Origin of the sequence: Nonomuraea longispora (genome assembly GCF_004348345.1) — a bacterium.
Taxonomy (GTDB): Bacteria; Actinomycetota; Actinomycetes; order Streptosporangiales; family Streptosporangiaceae; genus Nonomuraea; species Nonomuraea longispora.
In genome coordinates this window covers 1-18,266 of record NZ_SMJZ01000105.1, presented here as the reverse complement: position 1 = coordinate 18,266, position 18,266 = coordinate 1, and the positions used below count along the sequence as shown (strand labels likewise).

Annotated in this window: 21 protein-coding genes; 11 read left to right on the top strand and 10 right to left on the bottom strand. The window is 71.9% G+C overall.

What is annotated here, in order from left to right:
* The first annotated feature begins 2 nt into the window (after nt 1–2).
* Genes E1267_RS25330 through E1267_RS25305 form a run of 6 tightly spaced genes read left to right on the top strand, consistent with a single transcriptional unit; the run spans nt 3 to nt 4,932 of the window.
* Entirely contained in the window at nt 3–551 is a 549-nt protein-coding gene (locus tag E1267_RS25330) for a D-sedoheptulose-7-phosphate isomerase (RefSeq protein ID WP_132335644.1), read from the top strand.
* Nucleotides 548–1,882 (top strand): PfkB family carbohydrate kinase, encoded by a 1,335-nt coding sequence (locus tag E1267_RS25325; RefSeq protein ID WP_132335642.1) that lies wholly within the window; start codon nt 548–550, stop codon nt 1,880–1,882. Before E1267_RS25330 ends, E1267_RS25325 begins: the two co-directional genes overlap by 4 nt.
* A complete protein-coding gene (locus tag E1267_RS25320; RefSeq protein ID WP_132335640.1) occupies nt 1,879–2,553 on the top strand; it encodes an SDR family oxidoreductase in 675 nt (224 codons plus the stop codon). The genes E1267_RS25325 and E1267_RS25320 overlap by 4 nt, the downstream gene beginning before the upstream one ends.
* Nucleotides 2,544–3,431, top strand: coding sequence for a glycosyltransferase family 9 protein (locus E1267_RS25315; RefSeq protein WP_132335638.1), 888 nt, complete (start codon nt 2,544–2,546; stop codon nt 3,429–3,431). The genes E1267_RS25320 and E1267_RS25315 overlap by 10 nt, the downstream gene beginning before the upstream one ends.
* Nucleotides 3,428–4,390 (top strand): UDP-glucuronic acid decarboxylase family protein, encoded by a 963-nt coding sequence (locus E1267_RS25310; RefSeq protein WP_132335636.1) that lies wholly within the window; start codon nt 3,428–3,430, stop codon nt 4,388–4,390. Before E1267_RS25315 ends, E1267_RS25310 begins: the two co-directional genes overlap by 4 nt.
* Nucleotides 4,391–4,392: 2 nt before the next feature.
* Nucleotides 4,393–4,932, top strand: coding sequence for a cysteine hydrolase family protein (locus E1267_RS25305; RefSeq protein WP_132335634.1), 540 nt, complete (start codon nt 4,393–4,395; stop codon nt 4,930–4,932).
* Between the two features lie 82 nt (nt 4,933–5,014).
* Here the strand turns inward: E1267_RS25305 and mshC are convergent, their stop codons facing one another.
* The 5 genes from mshC to E1267_RS25280 are packed head-to-tail and all read right to left on the bottom strand — an operon-like array spanning nt 5,015 to nt 8,951.
* Nucleotides 5,015–6,238 carry a cysteine--1-D-myo-inosityl 2-amino-2-deoxy-alpha-D-glucopyranoside ligase gene (mshC, locus tag E1267_RS25300; protein WP_132335632.1) on the bottom strand — a complete coding sequence of 408 codons (1,224 nt, stop codon included), beginning with the start codon at nt 6,236–6,238 and terminating at the stop codon, nt 5,015–5,017.
* Nucleotides 6,239–6,248: 10 nt separating this feature from the next.
* A complete protein-coding gene (locus E1267_RS25295) occupies nt 6,249–6,899 on the bottom strand; it encodes an NRDE family protein (RefSeq protein WP_132335630.1) in 651 nt (216 codons plus the stop codon).
* A gap of 49 nt (nt 6,900–6,948) precedes the next feature.
* On the bottom strand, nt 6,949–7,710 hold the full coding sequence (locus tag E1267_RS25290; protein ID WP_132335628.1) for an SCO1664 family protein: 762 nt from the start codon (nt 7,708–7,710) through the stop codon (nt 6,949–6,951).
* Nucleotides 7,707–8,255 carry a DUF3090 domain-containing protein gene (locus tag E1267_RS25285; RefSeq protein WP_132335626.1) on the bottom strand — a complete coding sequence of 183 codons (549 nt, stop codon included), beginning with the start codon at nt 8,253–8,255 and terminating at the stop codon, nt 7,707–7,709. Before E1267_RS25285 ends, E1267_RS25290 begins: the two co-directional genes overlap by 4 nt.
* 9 nt (nt 8,256–8,264) lie before the next feature.
* Entirely contained in the window at nt 8,265–8,951 is a 687-nt protein-coding gene (locus E1267_RS25280; protein WP_132335663.1) for an MSMEG_4193 family putative phosphomutase, read from the bottom strand.
* 203 nt (nt 8,952–9,154) lie between these two features.
* Here E1267_RS25280 and E1267_RS25275 point away from each other — a divergent pair, with 203 nt between their 5' ends.
* Together E1267_RS25275 and E1267_RS25270 are read left to right on the top strand one after the other, a co-directional pair.
* Nucleotides 9,155–10,102, top strand: a complete 948-nt coding sequence (locus E1267_RS25275) for an aldo/keto reductase (RefSeq protein WP_132335624.1) — start codon at nt 9,155–9,157, stop codon at nt 10,100–10,102.
* Between the two features lie 127 nt (nt 10,103–10,229).
* Nucleotides 10,230–11,054 (top strand): hypothetical protein, encoded by an 825-nt coding sequence (locus E1267_RS25270; protein WP_132335622.1) that lies wholly within the window; start codon nt 10,230–10,232, stop codon nt 11,052–11,054.
* Nucleotides 11,055–11,137: 83 nt separating this feature from the next.
* On the opposite strand, the gene fabI is transcribed toward E1267_RS25270, so the two are convergent.
* Both fabI and fabG read right to left on the bottom strand, forming a co-directional pair.
* Entirely contained in the window at nt 11,138–11,902 is a 765-nt protein-coding gene (gene fabI / locus E1267_RS25265) for an enoyl-ACP reductase FabI (protein ID WP_132335620.1), read from the bottom strand.
* A 1-nt stretch (nt 11,903) separates the two neighbouring features.
* A complete protein-coding gene (gene fabG, locus E1267_RS25260; protein WP_132335618.1) occupies nt 11,904–12,599 on the bottom strand; it encodes a 3-oxoacyl-ACP reductase FabG in 696 nt (231 codons plus the stop codon).
* Between the two features lie 77 nt (nt 12,600–12,676).
* Between fabG and E1267_RS25255 the strand changes: the two genes are divergently transcribed.
* Nucleotides 12,677–14,170, top strand: coding sequence for a TldD/PmbA family protein (locus E1267_RS25255; RefSeq protein ID WP_132335616.1), 1,494 nt, complete (start codon nt 12,677–12,679; stop codon nt 14,168–14,170).
* A 62-nt stretch (nt 14,171–14,232) separates the two neighbouring features.
* Complete coding sequence (locus tag E1267_RS25250) at nt 14,233–15,588, top strand: metallopeptidase TldD-related protein (RefSeq protein WP_132335662.1); 1,356 nt, start codon at nt 14,233–14,235, stop codon at nt 15,586–15,588.
* Between the two features lie 89 nt (nt 15,589–15,677).
* On the opposite strand, the gene E1267_RS25245 is transcribed toward E1267_RS25250, so the two are convergent.
* The gene (locus E1267_RS25245) at nt 15,678–16,235 is read right to left on the bottom strand and encodes an arsenate reductase/protein-tyrosine-phosphatase family protein (protein ID WP_132335614.1); all 558 of its coding nucleotides are present in this window, start codon (nt 16,233–16,235) and stop codon (nt 15,678–15,680) included.
* 31 nt (nt 16,236–16,266) lie between these two features.
* On the bottom strand, nt 16,267–16,479 hold the full coding sequence (locus tag E1267_RS25240) for a dodecin (protein ID WP_132335612.1): 213 nt from the start codon (nt 16,477–16,479) through the stop codon (nt 16,267–16,269).
* 99 nt (nt 16,480–16,578) lie between these two features.
* Here E1267_RS25240 and E1267_RS25235 point away from each other — a divergent pair, with 99 nt between their 5' ends.
* Nucleotides 16,579–16,893, top strand: coding sequence for a DUF3099 domain-containing protein (locus E1267_RS25235; protein ID WP_132335610.1), 315 nt, complete (start codon nt 16,579–16,581; stop codon nt 16,891–16,893).
* A gap of 302 nt (nt 16,894–17,195) precedes the next feature.
* Here E1267_RS25235 and E1267_RS25230 read toward each other — a convergent pair whose 3' ends face one another.
* Complete coding sequence (locus E1267_RS25230; RefSeq protein WP_220449667.1) at nt 17,196–17,987, bottom strand: NTP transferase domain-containing protein; 792 nt, start codon at nt 17,985–17,987, stop codon at nt 17,196–17,198.
* Nucleotides 17,988–18,266: the final 279 nt, after the last annotated feature.

Sequence of the window (18,266 nt, the reverse complement as noted above, 5' to 3'; positions counted from 1 at the left end):
TCATGGATGCTCATCTGGAGAAGTTGTGGAACACGCTGGAGAAGGTCGATGACCACGCGGTCACCGTCCGGGCCTGGGGTGGGAAGCTGGCCGGCGTGCTGTCCGCGGGGGGCAGGCTGCTGGCCTGCGGCAACGGCGGCTCGGCGGCCGAGGCCCAGCATTTGACGGCCGAGCTGGTAGGAAGGTTCCGGCACGACCGGCGGCCGTACGCGGCGATCCCGCTGCACGCCGACGGCTCGGCGGTGACGGCGATCGCGAACGACTTCGGGCACGAGGAGGTCTACGCCCGCCAGGTGCTGGCGCACGGCCGCGCGGGCGACGTGCTGATCTGCCTGTCCACCAGCGGCCGCAGTCCCAACGTGCTGGCCGCGGCCGAGGCGGCGCAGGAGTGCGGGATCGTCGCCTGGGCCATGACGGGCCCCGCGCCGAACCCGCTGGCCATCCTGTGCGACGAGGCGGCCGCCGTGCCCGCGGAGGAGACGGCCACCGTACAGGAGGTGCATCTCGCCCTGATCCACCTGTTGTGCGACGCGGTGGAGGAGGCGCTGTGAGGGGGCCGCTCGTCGTCATCGGCGACTCGCTGCTGGACGTGGACGTCGAGGGTGACGCGGAGCGGCTCTGCCCTGACGCGCCGGTCCCCGTGGTGGACGTGGCCGCCGAGCAGGCCCGCCCCGGCGGGGCGGGCCTGGCGGCGCTGCTGGCCGCCCGCGACGGCGCCGACGTCGTGCTGATCACCGCGATGGGCGACGACCCCGACGGCCACCGCCTGTGCGGGCTGCTGTCCGAGGAGCTCGACCTGGTACGCCTGCCGCTGCGCGGCGGCACCGTCCGCAAGACCAGGATCAGGTCGAAGGGACAGACGCTGGTCAGGCTGGACACCGGCGACGGCGCCGCCAGGTACGCCCCCAGCGAGGAGGCGGCGCAGGCGATCCTGCGGGCGGGCGCGGTGCTGGTGTCCGACTATGGCAGGGGTGTGGCGAGGATGGCCCGCGGGCTGCTGCACGACGTCTCCGTGCCGGTGGTGTGGGACCCGCATCCCCGCGGCGAACGTCCCATGCCCGGCTGCGCGCTGGTGACGCCGAGCGAGGCCGAGGCGCGGCTGCTGTGCCCCGACGGCTATCACGGGCCCGACCAGGCGGCGCGCCGCCTGGTCCGCGCCATGCAGGCCAGGGCGGTGGCCGTCACGACGGGCGAGCGGGGCGCCGCGCTGGCCGTCGAGGGCGGCCCGCTGACGACGGTGCCGCCGCCGGTGCGAGCCGCCGGGCAGGACGCGTGCGGGGCGGGCGACCGGTTCGCCGCCGCCGCCGCGCTCGCGCTGCGTGACGGCACCGACGTGCAGGACGCGGTGACGATCGGCGTCGGCGAGGCCTCGCGCTTCGTCGAGCGCGGCGGCGCGGCCACCGTCAAGGTGCGGGAGCAGCGGCTCGGCGACCGGCCTCGCACGGCGCTGGAGGTGGCCGAGCTGACCCGCGCGCAGGGCGGCCGGCTGATCGCCACGGGCGGCTGCTTCGACCTGCTGCACGCGGGCCACGTGAGCCTGCTGCGGCGGGCCAGGGCCCTCGGCGACGCGCTCGTCGTCTGCGTCAACTCCGACGACTCGGTACGCCGGCTGAAGGGCCCGCCCAGGCCCGTCGTGGACGCGCGCGACCGGGTCGAGGTGCTCAGGGCGCTCAGCTGCGTGGACGCCGTGCTGGTGTTCGACGAGGACACCCCGGCGGCCGCCATCGAGCGGCTGCGGCCCGACGTGTGGGTCAAGGGCGGCGACTACGAGGGGGAGGTCCTGCCCGAATCCGAGGTCCTCGGCAGGCTCGGCGCGGAGACCGTCGTGCTGAGCACCCTGCCGGGACGTTCGACCACCAATCTGATCAAGGAGATCCAGTGAACATTCTCATCACCGGGGGAGCCTCCGGGCTTGGGCTGGCCACCGCCGAGGCCGTGGAGAAGGAGGGCTGGCGGGCGCTGGTCGTCGACGTCCGGGCACCCGACCAGCGATTCGAACACAGTACGGCCGACCTGGCCGACCGCGGGGAGGCCGAACGTGCCGTACGCGAGCTGGCCGAGCGGGCGGGCGGCCTGGACGGCGTGGTGACCGCCGCCGGCATCGACGCGTGCGGGCGCATGGAGGACGTGCCCGCCGACGACTGGGAGCGGGTGATCCGGGTGAACCTCCTCGGCACGGCCTCCGTCGTACGGGCGGCGCTGCCGTACCTCAAGCACACCCGCGGCACGGTCGTCACCTGCGCGTCGACGCTGGGCCTGCGGCCGCTGAGCGACGCCTCGGCGTACTCGGCGTCGAAGTTCGGCGTGGTCGGCTTCACCAGGGCGCTGGCGACCGAGCTGCGCGGCGAGGTGGGGGTGACCCTGCTGATCCCCGGCGGCATGCGCACGGGCTTCTTCGACGGCCGTCCCGAGCAGTACAAGCCGGGCCCGGAGGCCGGACTGAACGATCCGGCCCACGTCGCCCAGTCCATCGTGTTCGCGCTGCGGCAGCCGGCCGGATGCGAGGTGAGAGAGCTCGTCGTCTGCCCTTCCACGGAGACGTCATGGCCCTAGACCTCCTGGTGCTCCGCGGGCTCGGCCTGGGCGACCTGCTCACGGCCGTGCCCGCGCTGCGGGCGTTGCGGCAGGCGTTTCCCCGGCACCGGATCACGCTGGCGGCGCCGCGGGCGCTGGACGCCCTGCCGCCGCTGACGGGGGCGGTGGACGACCAGGTGGACGTGTCGGGACCTGGGCCGATCCCCATGGGGGACGTGCCGTTCGAGCGCCCCGACATCGCGGTGAACCTGCACGGCAAGGGTCCGCAGAGCATCGAGGCGCTGCGGGACACCGATCCCGGCCGGCTGATCAGCTTCGGCGCCGGCCCGCCGTACCCGGAGGGTGTGCACGAGGTGCGGCGCTGGTGCGGGCTGCTGGAGTGGCACGGCATCGAGGCCGACCCCACCGACCTGACGCTCGGCGTCTCCGACCGTACGGGGCCCGCGATCGTGCACCCGGGCGCCGCCTATCCCGCCCGGCGCTGGCCTCCCGAACGTTTCGCGGAGGTCGCCGCCGCGCTGGACGACGTGGTCGTCACGGGGAACGCCGAGGAGACGCCGCTGGCGAGGAGGGTCGCCGAGCTGGCGGGGCTGCCGTCCGGGCGGGTGCTGGCCGGGCGGACCACCATGACCGACCTGGTCGACCTGGTGAGCAGGTCCCGGCTGGTGGTCTGTGGCGACACCGGGGTCGCGCACCTGGCGACGGCGTTCTGCGTCCCGTCGGTGGTGCTGTTCGGGCCGGTCTCCCCCGCCCTGTGGGGGCCGCCGCCCGGCTGGCGTCACATCGCGTTGTGGGCCGGGCGGAACGGGGATCCGCACGGCGAACGGCCGGATCCCGGCCTGCTGAAGATCGAAGTTTCCGAAGTCGTCGACGCTGCCTTGGAGGTCACGTCATGAGGGCTCTGGTCACCGGGGGCGCCGGCTTCCTCGGCTCCTACCTGTGCGAACGGCTGCTGGACGAGGGTGCGGAGGTGGTCTGCATGGACAGCTTCCTGACCGGCGGGCCGCGCAACGTCGAGCATCTGATGGACCGGCCGGAGTTCCGGCTGATCGAGTGCGACCTGACCGGGTACGTGCACGTACCCGACCGGCTGGACCTCGTGCTGCACTTCGCCTCCGCCGCCTCGCCGGCCGACTACCTGCGCTACCCGATCGAGACCCTGCGGGTGGGCAGCGCCGGCACCCTGCACGCGCTCGGGCTGGCCAGGGAGAAGAGCGCCAGGTTCGTCCTGGCCTCCACCAGCGAGGTGTACGGCGACCCGCTGGAACATCCGCAGCGCGAGACGTACTGGGGCAACGTGAACCCGGTCGGCCCGCGCAGCGTCTACGACGAGGCCAAGCGCTTCGCCGAGTCGCTGACCACCGCCTACCGCCACTCGCGCGGCACCGACACGGGGATCGTGCGCATCTTCAACACCTACGGGCCGCGCATGCGCCCGTTCGACGGCCGGGCGATCCCGACGTTCATCAGGCAGGCCCTGAAGGGCGAGCCGCTCACGATCACCGGGGACGGCTCGCAGACGCGCTCCGTCTGCTACGTCGACGACACCGTGTCCGGCATCCTCGCGATGGCCCGCAGCGACTTCGCCGGCCCGGTCAACATCGGCAACCCGGACGAGCTGACCATGCTGGAGCTGGCCACGATGATCAAGGAGCTGACCGGGTCGTCGTCGGAGATCGTCTTCATCGACCGTCCCGCCGACGATCCGAAGGTCAGGCGGCCCGACACGTCGCTGGCGGCCGAGCGGCTGGGCTGGCAGGCACAGGTGCCGGCGGCCGAGGGGCTGCGGCGCACGATCGCGTGGTTCACCGCCGAGCTGGCTTCGATGGAGCAACTCGAACAGCTCCAGGTCTGATCATGGCGAGGACCGCGATGGTCGTCGTCGACATGCTCAACCCGTATGAGCACGCCGACGCCGAGCAGCTGGAGCGTGCCGTCGAACCGGTCGTGCCCCCGCTGGCCGAGCTCATCGGCCGGGCACGGGAGCGCGACGACGTGGACCTGATCTACGTCAACGACAACCACGGAGACTTCACCGCGACCAGGGACGACCTGGTGAGGCGGGCGCTGGACGGCCGCCGGCCGGATCTGGTGGAGCCCCTCGTGCCCCCGGAGGACTGCTCGTTCCTGCCGAAGGTGCGCCACAGCGCGTTCTTCGGCACGCCGCTGGAATATCTGCTCGGGCAGCGGGGAACGGACACGGTGCTCCTGACGGGCCAGGTGACCGAGCAGTGCATCCTGTACAGCGCGCTGGACGCGTACATCCGGCACTATTCGATCATGGTGCCGCACGACTGCGTGGCGGCGATCCACCATGACCTCGGGCTTGCGGCGCTGCGCATGATGGAGCGCAACATGTCGGCCCAGGTCACCCAGGCCAGGGGCTGCCTCACCTAGCGGCCGAAGCGCAGCCGCCGCTCCTCGGGAGGTGGAACGGCGCCCGCCCGCCTCCAGGGGAGGCGGGCGCCGGCCGGCTCTGTCAGAGCTCGACGCCGAGCAGGGCGTCCACCAGGTCCTTGACCAGGCCCGGCGCACCGGTGTCCGGGCCGTCGCCGGCCAGCGCCTCGGTGGCCCAGGCGTCGACGGCGGCCAGCGCGCCCGGCGCGTCGAGGTCGGCGGCCAGGCACTCGCGCACCGTGGCCAGCAACTCCCCCGCGCGCGGCCCCGACGGCAGCGCCGTGGCCGAGCGCCACAGCTTCAGCCGGCGCTCGGCCTCGGCCATCAGCTCGGGCACGTACTCCCAGTCGGCGCGGTAGTGGTGTGCCAGCAGCACGAGCCGGACCGCCATCGGGTCGTGCCGATCGCGCAGCCTGGAGACGAACACCAGGTTGCCCTTCGACTTCGACATCTTCTCGCCGTCGAACGCCACCATGCCGGCGTGGGTGTAGAACTTGGCGAACGGCCACTCCCCCGTGGCCGCGTGGCCCTCGGAGGCCCCGCACTCGTGGTGCGGGAAGATCAGGTCGGAGCCGCCGCCGGCCACGTCGTAGCCGGCGCCCAGGTTGTCGAGGGCGATCGCCGTGCACTCGATGTGCCAGCCGGGCCGCCCCCTGCCCAGCGGCGAGTCCCATGCGGGTTCGCCGGGCCGCTCGGCGCGCCACAGCAGCCAGTCGAGCGGGCTCCGTTTGCCCGGCCGGTCGGGGTCGCCGCCGCGCTCGGCGAACAAGGTCAGCATGTCCTGCTCGTCGTAGCCGGAGACCTGCCCGAACTTGGGTGCGTCGGCCACGCTGAAGTAGACGTCGCCGTCGAGGACGTAGGTGACGCCCTTGGCGGCGAGCCTTGAGATCAGGCCGGCCACCTGGTCGACGACCTCTGTCACGCCGACATATTCGCGGGGTGGCACGATCCGCAGCGCCTCCATGTCGCCGCGGAACAACTCGATCTCGCGCTCGGCCAGGTCGCGCCAGGGGACGCCGGTCTGGGTGGCGCGCTCCAGCAGCGGATCGTCCACGTCGGTAGCGTTCTGCGTGTAGTGCACCTCGTGGCCCGCGTCGCGCCACAACCGGCCCACGAGGTCGAAGGCGAGATAGGTGTTGGCGTGGCCGAGGTGGGTGGCGTCGTAGGGGGTGATGCCGCAGACGTACATCCTGGCGGTCGGCCCCGGATCGGTCTGCCTGACCTGCTTCGCGGAGGTGTCGTGGAGACGCAGCGGGATGCTCTCACCAGGGATCTTGGGGATGTTCGGGGCAGACCACGATCGCATGTCTTCGAGCCTATCCGTCCCGATCTGCGGTCAGGTCGGTGAACTCGTACGTCACGCCTTCGGGCGCGATCGCGACCTCCATCACCGACAGGGAGGCGAAGACGCGGCCGTCGGGCAGCTCGTGCCGGACGATGAGCGCGGCCGGGTCGGAGGACGGCTCCGCCATGGCCAGCTCGCGCCAGCCGGTCGTGTCCGCGAATCTGGGCAGGTGCTCCCGCACCCGCTCGCTGCCCGGGTCCAGGCCCGTGTTGACCACCATGCCGGTGCCCTCGGGCAGCTCGGTCTCGGTACGCCGCTCGCCGTCCCAGCTGAACAGCCGCACCCGCGCCAGGTCCGCCAGCACCAGGTGGAAGGGGTCGTAGCGGGTCAGGTCGGCGTCGGGGAAGTCCCCGCCGTACGCGGCCCGCAGCGCGAGGTCCCCCCGGGAGGTCCTCGTGGTCTCCTGTGCGGCCCGGCCGCGGCCGTTCAGCAGAGCGGCGGCGCGGCGGGCCGCCGGATTGACAGCCATCCAGGTGCCGCCGGCCTTGAGGTCGCGCCCGCCGATCACGCCCGGGTATTCGGGCCAGTGCTCTCCGGGGCCCTCCCATGGGCGGTCGGCGAACTCGTCTCTCACACCCATGAGCGTCAGCGGCCGCCCGGTTCTCACGATCAGCGTGCACATGGGGCAAAGGGTAATAAACGGCCCAAGGCGCGTACCGCCCGGGGGTCGGTCAGATCGGCGGCCAGGGAATGGCGGGCCAGCCCTCAGGCGGGTAGGGGTGCACGCCGGTGTCGAGCAGCCGCCTGACCCGCTGCCAGGTCGCCTCGACCTCCGCCGGGGTGAGCAGCTCGCGCAGCCTGCGCCCCAGCGCGCCGGACTCAAGGTCGCGCTCCAGCTTGGCCAGCACCGCCACCGCCTCGCGGGCCAGCGGCTTGCCGCGCCACTGCCACAACACCGTGCGCAGTTTGTCCTCGACGGAGAAGCAGACGCCGTGGTCGACGCCGTAGACGTGGCCGGTGGGCAGCGGCAGCAGGTGACCGCCCTTGCGGTCGGCGTTGTTGACCACGGCGTCGAACACCGCCATCCGGCGCACGACCGGATTGCGGCTCTTGACCAGCCGCATGAGGTCGATCTCGCGCTCGGTGTCGATCCAGAGCTGGCACATGCCGGGCCCGAAGGGACCGTCGCGGTAGACGGTGGGCGGCACGATGCGCCAGCCGGTCGCCTGCGACACCTCGTAGGCGGCCACCTCACGGGCGGCCAGGGTGCCGTCGGGGAAGTCCCACAGCGGGCGCTCACCGCGTACGGGCTTGTAGACGCAGGCCGCCGTGCGGGAGCCCAGCTTGACCGAGCAGTAGAGCGTCATGTTGGTCGCCTCGACCAGGCGGCCGGCCACCTCCAGGCGTCCGTCGCGCAGCAGCGTGTGCGCCTCCTCCTCGTGCAGGGGCGGCTGGGGCGACTTGACGGCCGGTTCGCTCTCAGGAGCGGTCATGAAGCCGCCTCACCCCCGCGGTAGCCGTTGAGACGAACGCACACGTGGCCGGCGGCGTCGAGCGGCTGGCCGCACAAGGGACACGGCGGGCGGCCCGCCGCCACGATCTGGAGCGCCCGCTGGGTGAAGGCACGGGCTGCTCCGGCACTGATGCGCACGCGCAGCACCGCCGGATCGGGCCCGTCGAGGTCGTCCTCGTCGACGGCTTCCTGCGCCTCGATCACCACCTGCGATTTCTCGGAGTCCCAGGCGAGCGCCATGGTCCCCACGCGGAAGTCCTCCGCGACCGGCACGTCGAGGGGGGCGTCGTCGGCCAGGTCGGCGGGGGCCAGCGCGGGCACGTGGGCGGTGCCGCCGCTGAGGCGCAACACCTCGTCGAGCAGCTCGTCGAGCCTGCCCGCCAGCGCCGCGACCTGCAACTTCTCCAGCGCCACCGTGGTCAGTCTGCCCTCGGCCCTGGCCTGCAGAAAAAAGACCCGTGCGCCCGGCTGCCCCAAGGCACCGGCGACGAACCTCTCTGGTGGGTCGTAGTCGAAGACCGGCATAGCCTGACCTTACGTGGTTCCGGGTCCGCCGCCGACGGCAGCATCGCTCCCGGTGATGTTTTCTCCCCCGTCTTTCTCCTCCGAATCCTCGGGCAGCCTCAATTGCCCCATATCGTTAAGCCTGAGAACAAAGGGACGCAGGGGCGCATAGCGAATGACGGTGAGCGCCGCAGGATCGGCAGTTATCCGCTGAAAATGATCGAGGTGGAGGCCCAGAGCGTCCGCGACGATCGCCTTGATCACGTCGCCGTGGCTGCAGACCAGGTAGACACCCTTCTCCCCGACCCGTTCGTTCCACTCCCTGACGGCGGCGACCGCACGATGCTGCATGGCCGTCAGCGCCTCGCCGCCGGGGAACGTCACCGCGCTCGGATGCGCCTGGACCACCTGCCACAACGGCTCGCCGGCGAGCTCCTTCAGCGGCCGCCCCGTCCACTCGCCGTAGCCGCACTCGATGAACCGCTCGTCGATCGCCACCTCCGCCGCGCGCCCGCCGGCGACCGCCTGGGCCGTCTCACGGCATCGTTCGAGCGGGCTGGAGACGATCGCGTCGAGCTCGACGCCCGCGATGCGCCCGGCGAGCGCCGCGGCCTGCGCCCTGCCCGCCTCGCTCAGATGCACTCCAGGGGTACGGCCGGCCAGCACCGGCCCCGTGAGATCCGTCAGCCCGTGCCGGGCGAGAAGCAACGTGGTCACCCTGCCAGTGTCGCAGGCGTCGATCACAACGATCCATCCGCCCGAACGCCCCGGCGCCGCCCCTCCCCGCCCGCCACGAACGGCGGCGGAGACGGCCGGCCGGCCAGGTTTCCGCGCAGCGGGGCGCCCTACGGCCCTGACCTCTGACAACAGCGGAGCGGCAGCCTGCTGAGCGGGTTCGTTGTTGGTAATCTGGCGGGATCATGGAGCAGCGCTATGTCGGCCACAGCGGGCTGTCGGTGTCCAGGCTGGGGCTCGGCACGATGACCTGGGGGCGCGACACCGACACGGACGAGGCGGCCGCCCAGCTCCGCACGTTCCTCGACGCGGGCGGCAACCTCGTCGACACGGCCGACGTCTACACCGGCGGTGACTCCGAACGGCTGCTGGGGCGCATGCTGCGCGACTCCGTGCCGCGCTCCGAGCTGGTGATCTCCACGAAGGCCGTGGTCACCCCCACGGGCCGGCGCCCCCGTGACGCCTCCAGGCGCCACCTGATCGCCGCCGTCGACGACTCGCTCAACCGGCTCGGGCTCGACTACGTCGACCTGTGGCAGCTGCACACCTACGACGCGGAGGTGCCGCTGGAGGAGACGCTGGCCGCGCTCGACGCGATCGTCTCCTCCGGCCGCGCCGTCTACGCCGGCGTCTGCGACTACGCCGGCTGGCAACTGGCCGCCGCCGCGGTCACCCAGAAGACGGTCCCCGGCCGCGTCCCGATCACCTCCGCGCAGGCCGAATACTCCCTGCTGGCCCGCCAGCCCGAGCGCGAGCTGCTGCCCGCCGCCACCAGCCTCGGCGTGGGCGTGCTGGCCTGGTCCCCGCTGGGGCGGGGGGTGCTGACGGGGAAATACCGCACCGGTGTCCCCGGCGACTCTCGCGCCGCCACCCCCCACTTCGCCGACTTCGTCCGTCCCTACCTCGACGAGCGCAGCCGGCGCGTGGTCGAATCGGTCATGACCGCCGCCGACGGGCTGGGCGTCTCGCCCCTGGCTGTGGCGCTGTCATGGGTGCGCGACCAGACGGGCGTCGCCTCGGCCATCGTCGGAGCGCGTACGCACGCGCAGCTCAAGGGCATCCTGCCCGCCGAAGACGTGGTGCTGCCCATAGAGATCCGAGAGGCCCTCGATGACGTGTCGTCACTCGACTGACCGGGAACGAGAGACTCTCTCGTGTATCACTAGTCGATACCGAATCGCAACTTTACCCTCCAAACGCCTGCGTCCCACCGGTGATGTCCATCAGGATTTCCCACTGAGGCAACGCAGGAGGGGACGGATGGGGAGCAGGACCGCGATCTCGGCGGGAGTTCTCGCGGTGGCGCTTGGGGCCGTTCCGGTGGCGGCACCGGCCGCGGCGGCGGCCACCACGCAGGACTGCACGCGGGGCGGCGGCGTCCTCTCAGGGGTGACCAACACGCTGTGCGATGTCGTGGGCGCGGTGACCGGCACGGTCGACACGCTGACGGGCGGGGCCACCGGCAAGGTGACCGACGGCCTCGACAAGACCACCGACGAGGTGCTCGGCAGGGTGGGCAGAGCCGTACCGAACGGCAGGCCCAAGAACACCAGGACGGTCGAGCCCTCTCCGTCGCCCTCGCCCAGGAGCGAGGAGGAGCGGGACTCTTCCGAGGGCGTGTGCCCGCAGGGGCCGGCCTGCGCCGACGGCGAGGTCTACAGCACGCTTTCGCCGCAGCCCACGTCCCCCGCCAGGCGCCCGGCGCGGCCGCGCGCCGGCCAGAAGGACTCCTCGGTGGTGCCGGGCACGTCCAAGACGCACAGGCCCGAGAGCCGGCCGCAGCTCATGGACACCCGCCGGCGGCTGGCCGACAAGAAACGAGCCGACCCGGAGGAGCCGCGGGTCGACCTGCTGTGGCCCAACCCGTTCGCGCACGAGCTGTCCGTGCCGATGCAGCAGCAGCGGGTCGTACGGCCCAGCCCGCCCGCCTCCGACGTGCTCGGCACGGCGCTGACCATCGCCCTGCTGGGATCGGCCGTACTCGCCGCCCGCATCGTCCAGCAGCGCCGCAGCCGCACCGAGCCCGCCGAGTCGATCCCCTTCGAGCCGGCCCGCGCCGCCAACGGCCGCCACCGCCTGGCCTGACCACCGCTCGGTCGGCGTCCGGCCGTGGCGAGGGCGACTCTCGTGCGGGGCGGTGCCCTGGCCGCTCTCGTGAGAGGCGGTGGCTAGCCGCCGATGGCGTGGACGCCGCCGTCCACGTGAACGATCTCGCCCGTGGTCGCCGGGAACCAGTCGGACATGAGGGCCACGCAGGCCCTGGCCGCGGGACCCGTGTCGGACAGGTCCCAGCCCAGCGGGGCCTTCTCCGGCCAGCTGTCCTCGAACTCCTTGAAGCCCGGGATCGACCTGGCCGCCATCGTACGCAGCGGGCCGGCCGCCACCAGGTTGACGCGGATGTTGTGCTTGCCCAGGTCGCGGGCGAGGTAGCGGTTGCAGGACTCCAGGCCCGCCTTGGCCACGCCCATCCAGTCGTAGACCGGCCACGCCTTGGAGGCGTCGAAGTCGAGGCCGACGAGGGAGCCGCCCTCCTTCATGAGCGGCAGGCAGGCGACCGCCAGCGACTTGTACGAGTACGTCGACACCTGGACAGCAGTCGCGACGTCGTCCCACGAGGTGTTGAGGAAGTTGCCGCCCATGGCGCTCTGCGGGGCGAAGGCGATCGAGTGGATCACGCCGTCGAGACCGTCGACGTGCTCTCCCACCCGGGCCGCGAGCGTGTCGAGGTGCTCGGTGTCCTGGACGTCGAGCTCCAGCACGGGGGCCGGCGACGGCAGGCGCTTGGCGATGCGCTCGACCAGGCTCAGCCGGCCGAACCCGGTGAGCACCACTGTGGCGCCTTCCTCCTGGGCCAGCCTGGCCACGTTGAACGCGATCGAGGCATCGGTGAGCACGCCCGTCACGAGGATGCGCTTGCCTTCGAGAATGCCCATGTCAGTGCCCCATTCCAAGTCCGCCGTCGACGGGGATCACGGCCCCGGTGATGTAGGAGGCGTCGTCGCTGGCGACGAAGCGCACGACGCGCGCGATCTCCTCAGGAGCGGCCTGGCGCCCGAGCGGGATGCGCGTCACGATCTGCTCCTGGTCGAGGTCGGCCGTCATGTCGGTGGCGACGAAGCCGGGCGAGACGACGTTGACCGTGATGTTGCGCGAGCCGTATTCGCGGGCCATGGAACGGGCGAAGCCGATGAGGCCGGCCTTGGAGGCGGCGTAGTTGGCCTGCCCGGCCTGGCCGGTCATGCCGATGACCGAGGAGATGAGGACGATCCTGCCGCGCTTGAGCCGCATCATGGGCCGGATGGCCCGCTTGGCGACGCGGTAGGCGCCGGTGAGGTTGGCGTCGATGACGTCGGTGAAGGCGTCCTCCTTCATCATCGCCAGCAGGGTGTCCTTGGTGATGCCCGCGTTGGAGACGACGACCTCGACCGGGCCGTGCTCGGCCTCCGCCTTGTCGAAGGCGGCCTCGACGTCGGCCATGCTGGTGACGTCGCAGCGCACGCCGAACAGGCCCTCGGGCGGCTCCCCCGATCGGTAGGTGACCGCGACGGCGTCGCCCGCCGCGGAGAGTTCACGGGCGATCGCGAGGCCTATGCCGCGGTTGCCCCCGGTGACGAGTACAGAGCGTGCCATGACACCTGACGCTATCTCCTACCGGCCGGTATGCGCTTGTCCGGGAGACACAAGATCGCAGGGTTAGGATCGTGGACATGCGCCAGATCGATTCCGACTTCCTGCAGCTGCCGTTGCGGCAGCTCGCGGACGCCGCTCTGCAACGCGCTCGCGACCTCGGCGCCGAGCACGCCGACTTCCGGCTCGAACGCGTCAGGGCCGAGACCCTGAGCCTCTACGACGCCCGGCTCGAAGGCGCCATGGACGCCGACGACCTCGGCTACGCCGTACGCGTCGTCAAGGGCGGCACGTGGGGGTTCGCCGCCGGCATCCACCTGACCCCTGAGGCCGCCGCGGTGGTGGCCGAGCAGGCGGTCCGGGTGGCGGAGGTGAGTGCCCCCATCAACAGGGAGCCCATCGAGCTGGCGCCGGAGCCGGTGCACGCCGACACGGCGTGGGTCTCGGCGTACGACGTCGACCCGTTCGAGGTGGCCTCGGCCGACAAGGTGGGCCTGCTGGCCGACTGGTCGGCCGGGCTGCTCAAGGGGGCCGACCACGTCTCGGCGCGGCTGCTGCAGGTCAAGGAGCAGAAGTTCTACGCCGACACGGCGGGCACGGTCACCACGCAGCAGCGGGTGCGGATCCACCCCAGACTCAACGCGATGAAGGCCGCCGAGAAGGGGTTCGACGACATGTCGACCCTCGCACCGCCGGCGGGCAGGGGCTACGAATATGTGACGGGCGCCCACTGGGACTGGCAGGGTGAGCTGGACCGGCTGCCCGAGCTGCTCGCCCAGAAGCTGGCCGCGCCCTCGGTCGAGGCCGAAGATTACGACCTGGTGATCGACCCGTCCAACCTGTGGCTGACCATCCACGAGTCGATCGGCCACGCCACCGAGCTCGACCGGGCGCTCGGCTACGAGGCGGCCTACGCCGGCACCAGCTTCGCCACGTTCGACCAGGTGGGCGAGCTGGTCTACGGCTCACCGCTGATGAACGTCACCGGCGACCGCACGGTCACGCACGGCCTGGCCACGATCGGCTACGACGACGAGGGCGTGCAGGGGCAGAGCTTCGACATCGTGCGGGACGGCATCCTGGTCGGCTACCAGCTCGACCGGCGGATGGCGCGGATGAAGGGGTTCGGGCGGTCCAACGGCTGCGCGTTCGCCGACTCGCCCGGCCACATGCCGATCCAGCGCATGGCCAACGTGTCGCTGGTGCCGGCCCCCGGCGGGCCCTCGACCGACGAGCTCATCGCGGGCGTCGAGCGGGGCCTCTACATCGTCGGCGACAAGAGCTGGTCGATCGACATGCAGCGCTACAACTTCCAGTTCACGGGGCAGCGGGCGTACAGGATCTCGAACGGGAAGCTGGCAGGGCAGGTCAGGGACTTCGCCTACCAGGCGACGACGACCGACTTCTGGCAGTCGATGGAGGCCGTGGGCGGGCCGCAGACCTATGTGCTGGGCGGCGCGTTCAACTGCGGCAAGGGCCAGCCGGGGCAGGTCGCGCCGGTCAGCCACGGCTGCCCGTCGGCGCTCTTCCGTGGCGTACGGATCCTCAACACGGTGCAGGAGGGCGGCAAGTGAACGAGCGCGGCGACCGGACCGGCGGGCGCGGGTCCGTGGGGAGCCCCGTCTCCCCTCAGGACATGGTGGACAGGGCCCTGGAGCTCTCCCGCAACGACGGCTGCGTGGTGCTGGTGGACGAAGGATCCACGGCCAACCTGCGGTTTGCGGGCAACACGCTGACCACGAACGGCGTCGCCCGCTCGTCGCGGCTGACCGTGATCTCGATCGCGGGGCAGGGCGTCGGGGTGGTGTCGCGGTCGGCCGTACGCGAGGACCAGCTCGCCGACGTGGTGGCCGCCGCCGACGCGGCGGCGCGCGCCGCCCGGCCCGCCGACGACGCCCGCGACCTCGTGGCGGGCGTCCCCTCGTCACCCGGCTGGGGCGAGCCGGTACGCCCGACCGACATCGGGGTGTTCGGGGAGCTGGCGCCCGCGCTCGGCGACGCGTTCGCCGCCGCGGAGGCGGGCGGAGGCAGACTGTACGGGTTCGCGGAACACTCGATGAACACGACGTTCCTCGGCTCGTCCACGGGCCTGCGGCTGCGGCACGACCAGCCGAGCGGGCGGCTGGAGCTCAACGCCAAGTCGGCCGACATGAAGCGCTCGACGTGGACCGGCGTGTCCACGCCCGACTTCACCGACGTCGACGTGGCGACGCTCGGGTCCGCCCTGGCCCGGCGGCTGGAGTGGGCCAAGACGCGGGTCGACCTGCCCGCGGGCCGCTACGATACGCTGCTGCCGCCGAGCGCGGTGGCGGATCTCATGATCTACATGTACTGGTCGTCGGGCGCCCGCGACGCGCTCGACGGGCGTTCGGTGTTCGCCAGGCCCGGCGGGGGCGCCCGGGTGGGCGAGCAGCTGGCCACGCTGCCCGTCTCCCTGTCGAGCGACCCGGAGGCGGCGGGCATCGAGTGCGCGCCGTTCATGATGGCCCACGCCTCCGACAGGGACAGCTCGGTCTTCGACAACGGGCTGCCGCTGGGGCCGACCGGCTGGATCACCGACGGCCGCCTGAACGCGCTGCTGCAGACCCGCTACTCGGCGGAGCTGAGCGGGCTCCCGGTGACGCCGGGCATCGACAACCTCATCATGTCGGGCCCCGGCGACGGCAGGCCGCTGGACGAGATGATCGCCTCCACCGGGCGGGGGCTGCTGGTCACGTGCCTGTGGTACATCCGCGAGGTCGACCCGCAGACGCTGCTGCTGACCGGGCTCACCAGAGACGGCGTCTACCTCGTCGAGCACGGCGAGATCGTGGGCGAGGTGAACAACTTCCGCTTCAACGAGAGCCCGGTCGACCTGCTGGGGCGGCTGGCGGAGGTGGGCGCGAGCGAACGCACGCTGCCGAGGGAGTGGGGCGACTACTTCCGGCGCACGGTCATGCCGCCGGTGCGGGTGCCCGACTTCAACATGTCCACGGTGAGCCAGGCAAGCTGATCCACACGGACGCGCCCGTCGGCGCCCGTGCCGGTCCGGGCCGCCCGTCCGGGCCGCCCGTCCGGGGCGGGCCGCGGCGGGCGGGTGGCTCAGCGCGGGCCCAGCAGGGCGCCCAGGGCGTGGCTGAGCGACTCGCCGAGCGTCTTCGCGCACGTGTCGTAGCCCTCGGGCGGGCCTCCGTAGGGATCGCGCACGTCGGGGCCCGGCTGCCGGCCGCGCCGCCCGGCGGCCGACTCCACGATCGCCCGCGCGCGCTCCGCGGTGTCGGACCGGTAGCGGCGCTGGCCCGTGCCCGTCGCGAGCGCGGCGAACTCGGGCAGCGTGAACGTCTTGCGCGCGGCGGCGGGGTCGAGCCCCACCGCGACGGCTGCGTGCCCGGCCTCCATCGTCAGCAGCAGGTCGGCGGACCTGACCAGGTCGAGGGCGAGCGGCCTGGCCCGGTGCGCCCGGCCGTCGAGACCCAGCCGGGCGAGCGTGGCGAGCGCGTGCGGCGCCATCGGACAGCCGGTCAGCGCGCGCACCCCCGCGCTCCCCGTGGCGGCGGGCAGGCCCGTGCCGGCGAGCATCGCCCTGGCGATCACCTCCGCCATCGCGGAACGGCAGATGTTCGCCGTGCACACGAGCAGGATGCGGAACTCACCGTTCACGCGAGCCAATCTAGCGGGTGGCGTCCGGCGCTCAGGCGTCTTCCAGGCGGAAGCCCACCTTCATGCCGACCTGGAAGTGCGCCACCTCGCCCGCCTCGAGGTGGCCGCGGATCTCGGTCACCTCGAACCAGTCGAGGTGGCGCAGCGTCTGCGAGGCCCTCCTGAGGCCGTTGCGGATCGCCTGGTCGACGCTCTCCCCCGAAGTGCCGACGATCTCGGTGACCCGGTACGTACGGTCCGTCATCTCCCCGTCCTCCTTACTCGAAGGCCATGATCGCATGACCTGCGTCCACGTCCGGGGGCGCCGTCGCGCCCTGCTCATCCGAGGTCTACCGTGGAAGGTATGAAGGGGTGGCGCAAGAAGCCGGACGTCCACGCGGTCACCGACGCCAGACCGTCGCTGACCGCGGACATCCGCAAACGTGAGATCAGCTACCTCATCAAGATGGGCATCCGGACGATCTGCCTGATCCTGGCGGTCGTGGTGCCGGTGCCGTGGCCGTACCGGCTGCTGTTCATCGCCGGGGCCATCTTTTTGCCATACATAGCCGTAATCGGGGCCAATGAGAGGGGCCAGGCTGCCCCGCCTCCTACCTTTCAGTCGCCGGAAGCTAACCAAACCGAGATACCGCTGCATCGACGCGAGATCGGGTCGTGACTAAGTCTTGACGCATCCCATGGGTTGTAGGTGTACGCTTTAGCCAAGCGCTCCGGTCCCCCGTCGGAGTGCTGGTGCCGGCGTTCCGGGCCCCCGTCGGAACGCCGATGAAGCGACGCCGGGTGGTTTGCCCCCGTAACCACCCGGCGTCGCCCCTTTCCGAAAGTTTTTGATCAGTGCGACGCCGCCTGGCGAGTCGGGTAGGACTGCTTTCCCGAAATCGTTTACACCCCTCCTGCCACAGATTTCACAGCTACCTTTCAGGCCGGGCAGGAGATTGACGTCAACAGTTCGTTCGAGTGTCAGTCGTCCGTCAACGTCTCAGTGGTCGCCTTCGACCAGTTTTTCGCCATTGTGGTCAGTTTGGCCACAGCGTCCTCGGGTGCGGTGCCAGCGCCCTGGGCGAGCCCGAGCAGATAGGCGGTCAGGGGCGCGGCCGGCCTGGCGACGCCGTGAGCGACCTCCTTGGTCAGGTCGAGAATCAGGTCGCGGTCCACGGTGGCCGGGTCGATCCCGAGTTCCTTGCAGGCCAGCGCGGTCCATTCGTTGAGCACGTTCATACGAGCCTCCTCCAGATCGTCCATTGTGTCGCAGTCGAACCAGGGCCGCCCGCGCAGCGCCAGGCGCACGGCGACGAGCGGGCCGAGCAGGCCCTTGAGCGAGCGTCCCCCATAGCCGGCGAGCGCCGCCTTCAGCTCGGCGGCCGGCCACACGCCGGCCAGCCACTGCTCGCGCCCGCCGTCGTCCACCAGCACGACCCCGCCCGCCCGCTCGGCGGCCCGCAGCATGGCGCTCACATGGGCCGCCGTCATGAACGGCAGATCACCGGCGAGCAGCACCACCCACGGGGCTCTCACCTCGCTCAGGCCGGCGGCGAGCGCGGGCACGGGGCCGCCGCGCGGGGGATCCTCCCTGACGAACACCACACCGGGGATCGGGCGTTCCGGGCCTGCCACGATCGCCTTCCCGGCGCCCGCGACGGCCGCGACCACGTGCTCGACCAGGGTCCGCCCGCCCACGGTCAGGCCGGGCTTGTCCGCCCCGCCCAGCCTGCGCGCCGTTCCCCCGGCCAGAATCACCGCGTCGAACTCCACACCCTCACCCCAGCTCCGAACCGTCGCGCCCTCACCCACCTCACCACATCCGCGCCCGCACGGTCACGACAGGTTCCTTCCCCGTGACGGGACGGCCCGCGCTCCGGGCGACGCGCCCACATCTGGCCGCACGATCCCGTGACACGGTGACCCACGCGCGAACCCGTGACGCGTCCTGGCTCGGCGGCGGGATGCCCGATCGGGTGGCGGAGGAAAGAGAAAGCGGCTGGTGGTCCCGGGGGCCGCTGTGCGGGTCAGCCGCCGATGGCGGACATGGGG